Source organism: Marinagarivorans sp. (genome assembly GCF_982758155.1).
On sequence record NZ_CEXWTU010000239.1, the window covers coordinates 1 to 7288 of the forward strand.

The window sequence follows — 7288 nt, forward strand, 5'->3', positions numbered from 1 at the left end:
GAGAAAACAGGCGCCCTCGTCTAATTGGACAAACTATTATTGCCCCGCCCCTAACAGGAGTACTGTATTTTGAATAAACAACTATCGCTCGCTATTTCTACCCTCTGCTTAGGTTTAGGTTTTGGCTTAAACGCGCCTATCAGCCACGCTGTTGATAATGGCAGCCAAACAAATGCTAAATTCCGTATTAACTATGCCGGTTATTTACCGCAAGCCAATAAAACGGCTTTGTATTTAAGTAATAATAATGGCTCGATTAACTGGCAAGTGTCCGGCACGCAGTGTAGCGGTACAGAAGATACTTATATTAATAACGATGTAAGTTCGGGCGATAGCTTCTATCAGATTGATTTTTCTGATTGTGTCGAAGAGGGGCAGGGGCTGCGTTTAGTGGTGGGTTCCGATCAGTCTTCGCCTTTTAATATTAGTAACGATCCCTACGGCAATATTAAATACGAATTCTTTGACTATTTTAAAGATCACGAAGGTTCGGCGACGTTTAGTAATGCTAAAAATAATTGGTCGACGGGGCTTTCAATCAGTTTTGCCTACGTAAAAGATGCCGGCGATAACGGTGCTTACCCGACTAATACCGCTGAAGCCGCTTGGTCGCTGATTAATGTATTAGAATCCTATCCAGCGATAAATACTTATTACAGTAATCATTGGTCGGGTGCGCGAACGGTTTATCAGCAGTTGTTAATTTTAACGGAACAGTTTGATCATGTTTTTGATCACGGTGGGCCGTTAGCCATCGCTAAATTTCATACTAATGTGAATAACTCTTGGGCGGCTTGCGCGCCGCATTCTAGCGGTACCTGTATTTCAGAACCCGAAACGAAAGCAACATTTGCAGCTGCTCGAACGTTGGCTGCAATGGCGCGTTTACATAAAGATTACGCTTCTACAGCATTGGCTACAGCGGCTTATAATCGTGCAAAAACGGCATTAACTGCAGCGCAAAACGAACCGTTGGTGTGCAACCAGCAAAGTGCGTTTGGCGGTGAAGGGGGTATGTACCCGGATAATGATAACTACAGTCTTTTTCGTAACCCGAAGGTCGCGCGGGATAATTGTTTTCCCGATAAAGATAATACCACCGATGATGAATACGCCGCTCTGGTAGAAACCTATTTGGCCGCTGTTAAATTAGGCTTTACCGGTGATGCGACGACTTATCGTAGCCAGGTAGTTAATCATGCTCGCTTTGCCGAAGCCTCTTCTTTTTGGTGGGGGGCGGTTAGTATGGAGGGTAACTTATCACTGTTAACCCATGCGGCTTCGCACACGATTGATCTTTCTGGGCTTAAAGCGAATATCTTAAATAAAGCGGATGCCATTAAAGTTAATCAGGCGTTGGGCTACCCCGGTGTAACTTGGGACCCTGCCTCCAATAGGTGGAATAACGGCGATCAAGATAATGCCGATAATAATGTGCGCTGGGGCTCGCACCGCATGGCGTTAAATGATGCGCGTATCTTAATGGCGGCATCGGAAATTCAGAAAAGTGTGAATCAAACGGCAGCAGCAAATTATGCGCGCAGTGCCATTCAGGTGCTGGACCACATGAGTGGTATTAATGCGATGAATTTGGCGATGTTTACTGCGCCGGATTATCCGCAGTTTGAAAATGCCGTAGAGCGTACGCACGATGGTGCCAATAATTCTGATTCGTGGTCGGGCAAGTTGGTGCTTGGTCCTAATAATTGGACCAACGCCGACGATGGCGCAATGCCGGCCTTTAATAGTCAGCCGGGTTTAAAAATGTTTGCAGTTACAGGCACCGGTTGGTCATCTCGCGAGATTTCTATCGATGCTAATGCGGCGCTTGTTCCCGTTGCGTATTTTACGACCGAGATAGCGCCCGCTATTTTAGCGCTAGACCCGTTAGGTAATAGCACACTACCCGCCAACGCGCCTGCGGCAGCCTCGGGGTTTACGGCCCAGGCGACGGGTGCGAATACCATGACGTTAAGTTGGGTGGATAACGCCGGGGCGAATGATGATGCCGAGACGGGGTTTAACCTTTACCAAAACACGGTGAACACCAAACCCGCCAACCCAGCAACGAGCCGCCCTGCAAATGCGAGCGCTTGGTCGGTTGCTGGGTTGGCGGCACAAACCACCTATTATTTTTGGTTGGAAGCCTTTAATGCCAATGGCGCATCGCCCCTTGTGGCCACTAGCGCAACAACAGCTTCCCAGCCGGCGTTTACCAATTTACTGAGTAATGGCGATTTTAGTTTGGGCGCTGCTGGCTGGTTATGCACCACACCTTCGGGCACGGCAACGTGCAGTGTTGAAGGTGGCGAGTATGTGGTTAATATTCAAAGCGGCGGCTCGTCGGCTTGGCATATTCAGCCCAAACAAGAAGGCTTGAGTTTAAGCAGTGGTCAAACCTATACCTTTGCTTTTGATGCGCGCGCTACGGGTAGCCGGAATGCAGAAATTAAAGTTGAGCGCGCGGGTTCACCCTGGGAGGACTTTTCACAAACGGGGGCAGGGCAATCGCTTAATGGCAGCATGCAGCGTTTTAGCTACACCTTTAGTATGCCAATGTCGTTGAGCAATGCGCGCGTAGTAATGAATGTGGGTAACAGTAATAGCGATGTTGTTGTCGATAACCTTTGGTTGGTGGCTGGCGCTGTAGATCCTTGTGGCGGTGTTGTGGGTTGTAGTGGCGGCGAAGAGCCTATTCAGCATGAGATTGTTGTGAACATGGGCAGTAATGGTTCGGTTTCGCCGGGTACTGTTGATGTGGTTCAAGGGCAAGATCAAACCTTTATGATTACAGCCGATCCTGGCTACCATGTTTTGAATGTCGTCAAAAATGGTGTTGCTTTGGGTACGGTCACTTCTGTTTCGTTTATTAACGTTTCGGCGAGCCAAACCTTAGCGGTAACGTTTGAGCAAGACGCTGCAGTCACCCACACCATCGCAGTAAATGCGGGGGCAAACGGTGTTATTTCTCCGGCTTCTAGCGTTGTGAATGACGGCGATAGTGCAACTTTTAGCATTGTGCCAAACACAGGCTTTCATACGTTAAATGTGGTGAAAAACGGCGTATCACTGGGGACTGTTAATAGTGTGAGCTTCACTAATGTAACGGCTGATCAAACCCTGAGCGCCACCTTCGAGCAGGATGCGGCAGCCAACTATACGTTGACGGTTAGTGCGGGAGCTAACGGCAGTATTTCCCCCGCAACAGCCACGGTGGAGGAGGGGGCAAGTCAAGCATTTACCGTTGCGCCTAACTCGGGTTATCGCATAGCGGATGTCTTCGTGAACGGCCAATCGGTGGGGCAACCTGCGAGCTATACGTTTGAAAATATCACCAGCAATCAAACGATTGCCGCCACCTTCGAGGTTATACCTACCGGCGGTAGCGGCCCTTGCGCCAACTACTGCAGCAACCCGGTCACCGTGACCTCGGGGCAAAATAATGGCCTAGGCACGGGCGAAATTTGCCATGAAATTATTGGCTCCATTCAAGGGGGCGGATGTTATAACTTGAGCAGCCCGCGGCAGTTATCTGTGAATGGTGAGGTGATGTCGTGCAATAGTTGGAATGTGCCCGCCCCAGAAAACGGCGGGTATTGTGTGCAAGTTACGGCTGGCGGCGTGCCTTGGGCGGGTTACGCGCGCTGGTAGCATTTATTGCCGCTGTGATATCAAAGCCCCTTAAGCTGACTTGAGGGGCTTTTTTCGTTGGCTCGTACAATGCGGGGGCATGCAGTACAATGCGCGCCTCTATTCCTCTCCTACAAACCATCAGATTAAATGTATGCTAAATAACGATATTTTACGCCGTCTCCGTTACACCTTTGATTTCAGTGATACCCAAATGATTACGCTTTTCCAGCACGGCGGTGCCACTGTTACCCGTGAACAGGTCAGCAGCTGGTTGAAAAAAGAGGATGCTGAAGGTTTTGTAGCGTTGAATGATAAGCACTTAGCCACATTTTTAAATGGCTACATTATTGATAAGCGCGGTGCTCGGGAAGAAGAGCCGCCCAAGCCAGAGTCTAAGCTCAGCAATAATATGGTCATCATGAAGTTAAAAATCGCGCTTAATTTACGTGCCGATGATGTGCTTGAGCTATTAGCGCTGACCAACTTTAAAATCAGTAAGCACGAACTCAGCGCCTTTTTTCGCCGGGCGGGGCATAAACAATATCGTGAGTGTCTTGATCAAGTGCTGCGCAATTTCTTGCAAGGCCTGCAATTAAAGTATCACGACAAAGTGGAAGGCCGTACTTTTGATTGGGGTGAACACTAATTAAAAACGCCCCTTAATCGGGGTAAATTTTACCAAACGCTTCTAGCTGAATTAAATACAAGCGGGTATCAAATTCAAGTTGATGGTAGTTGGGTTGCATGTGGTGGCACAGGCGGTAAAACGCCTTGTTGTGCGCTTTTTCTTTTAGGTGGGCCAGTTCGTGTACCACTATCATATTTAAAAAGGGCTCGGGTGTTTTCTTAAAAACCGAGCCAATGCGAATCTCATTTTTACTTTTTAGCTTCCCGCCTTGCACGCGCGATACATAGCTGTGCAGGCCTAGGGCGTTGTGGATCACGTGTAGTTTGCTATCGTAAATAACCTTGCTCAGCGGGGCCGCTTTCTGCATATATTGGTTTTTAATATCGACCACGTATTGACGTAATTCGTTATCGTTAGCAATGCCATGTGGTTTGGGGTAGCGGCTGAGTAAGACTTCAGCTAGCCGGTTTTTATCCATCAAGGCTTGTACTTGGGAAATAACCGTTGGCGGGTAGTTGGCTAAATATTTTTGAATTGGCATAGCGCCACCTTAAGAATGTAAGGGGCGGGGCAATAATAGTTTGTCCAATTAGACGAAGGCGCCTGTTTTCTCAACAAGGCGCTCGAAGGGGCGCATGCCGGGACATGTAACGCTTTGAGCAACGCTGTTGAGGAAGCAGGAGGCAAGTATTATTGGATAAAGTATTTTTTCCTCGGCCCTAATGTAGATTTATTGGCTGGGTTATCGCGTTGGTTTTGAGAGGCCAGTGTGCAAGGTCTATTCAGCTGCCGTAAGTGGCGGGGCGCTATTGTAGCGTATTTGGGGTGTTTCTTGCGTGTATGGGTTTATTAAATTAAAGAGTCTATTGAATGAAAATTCTTGAAGTGAATAAGGTGCGTTACCGCAACCATGTGAAAAAAGTCATCGTGGCTTGTATTGTGTTTCTTGCGGTAGGCAGCTTGGGGTTGTCGCAGGCGTTAATTGCCTTATTCCCCGCCGAGCAAGGGTCGCATTTTCATTGGAATCTGATTGGTGTAGCCATTACCGCCTGCTCGCTTTTGTGGCTGCTAATAAAGGTAAGGCATCACGACTTTATGCTAGAAGTCACCTATGTGTGGGATCTTAAGCAGGCGTTGAATCAGGTGATTAGAAAGATGCGGCGGCTAAAGCTAGCGTGCGAGGATGGGGACGAGCAGGCAATGCAAGCCATGCAGTTTTATTTTGAAGGCTCGCGTCAGCTGGCGTACTTAGATGATAACGACCTAGGCTTGGAGGCGTTAAGCGAAGAGCAAAGCACGCTGGAGTTGCAAGCGCGAGAGGCTGGTGTGGTACTCGATGAAAAGCTTTATGACCCCAGCTACCTAAAGGGGGTGTAGGGGGCTGGCAGTTGGGCCGGAAATGTGCGGCCACCTTGCTGGCGAAGCCGGCCCAAAAAAACCGCTAGGGTATTGTCTTAGCGGTTGGTGTTGAATTTCTTAGTTAATTTGATTATAAGAATAGTAGATTAATAACCAAAGCTGCTTAAAACGAGTGCCTGTCCTGCATTATTGTGGCGGAAAAGACTGCCACTAAAAATTCACCAAAAACGTTGCCGCACATAGCGGCCTAGCTCCCAGCAATCAAAGCTCATCACTATTAAAGGGAATTCGAAATTGTTCAATAAAATATTTAGTATTTTCAAAAAGGAGATGGATCTTGATATTGAGGTACGTAAAGAAACGGATTGTAGTGAAATGGACATTGATGAATTGTTAGAGATGTCTAAGCACTGGAATGGGTATAAAAGAAATCTGCTGTTGCTGCACTAGGTTTATTGGGTGATCCAGTCGCTCTGCCGGCATTGATAGAACGGGTCAATGATTGGGTACCTAAAATACGTAATGTATCAAGGAATTCGATTCTGGAGATTGCAACAAAGAATAACGTGTTTGAATTTGTTGAAAATTTACCCTCCTTCTATAAGTTGAAATTGTGCACAAGAGATCAGCATGAAAAACTAATAGAGGCAATAGAAAGTTACGTAACAACTAGCGACAACTCAAATGTGGTTGTTAATGGACTTCGAAGCTCTAATCCACTTGTTGTTAGAGCGTGCATGGATTTGTGCATTAATTACAATTTATTGGATAAGTTGAGTTTATCGAAAATTGGATTATCTCATTCGGATCTAATTGTGAGATGCCGTGCAAGTGGATTAATGAGAGAGTTTCAAGGTGAGGCACAACAAGAATTATTGAATGTTGCTATATTGGATGGCTTTATGCCAATCAGGAGAGAGGCGCTGCAGATATTTATAGCCCTTGGCGCAAAAGATGAATTCGTAGCTCCTTACTTATTTGACAAGCATTTCTCTATAAGAGAAGTTGTAATAAAGCGTTTAGCTGATTCCGGCATTTCTGTATCTGAAGCCTATAAATGTGCACTGGACTCGAAGTCTGCGTTTACAATACGTTGTGGTGTATGGGGTCTTGGGGCTCTCGGCGAAGCTAGTAGCCTTGCAAAGATCGAGCATCTATTAACTAATCCATACTCTTCTGTTAGGAAACAAGCGGTAACAACACTTTCTAAGCTCAATCCCTCCGTTATATTAGATAAGATTAAAATACTGCTAAGTGATATATCGCCTTCAGTAGCTAAAGAAGCAGCTAGTGTAGCCCGAAAACTATCAGTTGCATTCTATTCTTCTGAACTGTTTAACCTAATCAAATGTTCATCATATAAGTATTGTTCCGCTTTGTGTAAGTGCGGCCTTACGCATCTAATAATCACCTAACTTAGGATTAATATATGACGTATACAGATGGCATTGCTATAGCTATAGCGATTATTAGTTTGGTCATAACGATCATTGGTGCATGGGTGTAGGGGCTGGCGAATTTAGGCCGCGGGGCCGGAACTAAGCCACTAGCTGGGCCGGAAAGGCCACCGCGCTGGAAAAGTCTAGGCCAAAAAAAACCGCTAGGGCATAGCCTTAGGGACGAGGAAACAATATTTCATCCAATAATACTTGATCTCGACCTCCTTAC

The 7288-nt window shown here is 46.6% G+C and carries 5 protein-coding genes and 1 pseudogene; 5 read left to right on the plus strand and 1 reads right to left on the minus strand.

Annotated features, from left to right (window positions below):
- Positions 1-69 precede the first annotated feature (69 nt).
- Positions 70-3651: a carbohydrate binding domain-containing protein gene (locus AC3A8L_RS18260; RefSeq protein ID WP_487963711.1), complete on the plus strand. Its 3582-nt coding sequence runs from the start codon at positions 70-72 to the stop codon at positions 3649-3651.
- A gap of 133 nt (positions 3652-3784) precedes the next feature.
- A complete protein-coding gene (locus AC3A8L_RS18265) occupies positions 3785-4279 on the plus strand; it encodes a YehS family protein (RefSeq protein WP_487963712.1) in 495 nt (164 codons plus the stop codon).
- A 13-nt stretch (positions 4280-4292) separates the two neighbouring features.
- Here AC3A8L_RS18265 and AC3A8L_RS18270 read toward each other — a convergent pair whose 3' ends face one another.
- On the minus strand, positions 4293-4802 hold the full coding sequence (locus AC3A8L_RS18270) for a YgjP-like metallopeptidase domain-containing protein (RefSeq protein WP_487963713.1): 510 nt from the start codon (positions 4800-4802) through the stop codon (positions 4293-4295).
- Between the two features lie 329 nt (positions 4803-5131).
- On the opposite strand from AC3A8L_RS18270, the gene AC3A8L_RS18275 reads away from it, so the two are divergent.
- From AC3A8L_RS18275 to AC3A8L_RS18285, 3 genes and pseudogenes are all read left to right on the plus strand, one after another.
- The gene (locus tag AC3A8L_RS18275; protein ID WP_487963714.1) at positions 5132-5638 is read left to right on the plus strand and encodes a DUF3087 family protein; all 507 of its coding nucleotides are present in this window, start codon (positions 5132-5134) and stop codon (positions 5636-5638) included.
- Positions 5639-6060: 422 nt separating this feature from the next.
- Positions 6061-6114: pseudogene (locus AC3A8L_RS18280) on the plus strand (hypothetical protein); the annotation flags it as partial.
- Positions 6115-6186: 72 nt separating this feature from the next.
- The gene (locus tag AC3A8L_RS18285; RefSeq protein ID WP_487963715.1) at positions 6187-7035 is read left to right on the plus strand and encodes a HEAT repeat domain-containing protein; all 849 of its coding nucleotides are present in this window, start codon (positions 6187-6189) and stop codon (positions 7033-7035) included.
- Positions 7036-7288: the final 253 nt, after the last annotated feature.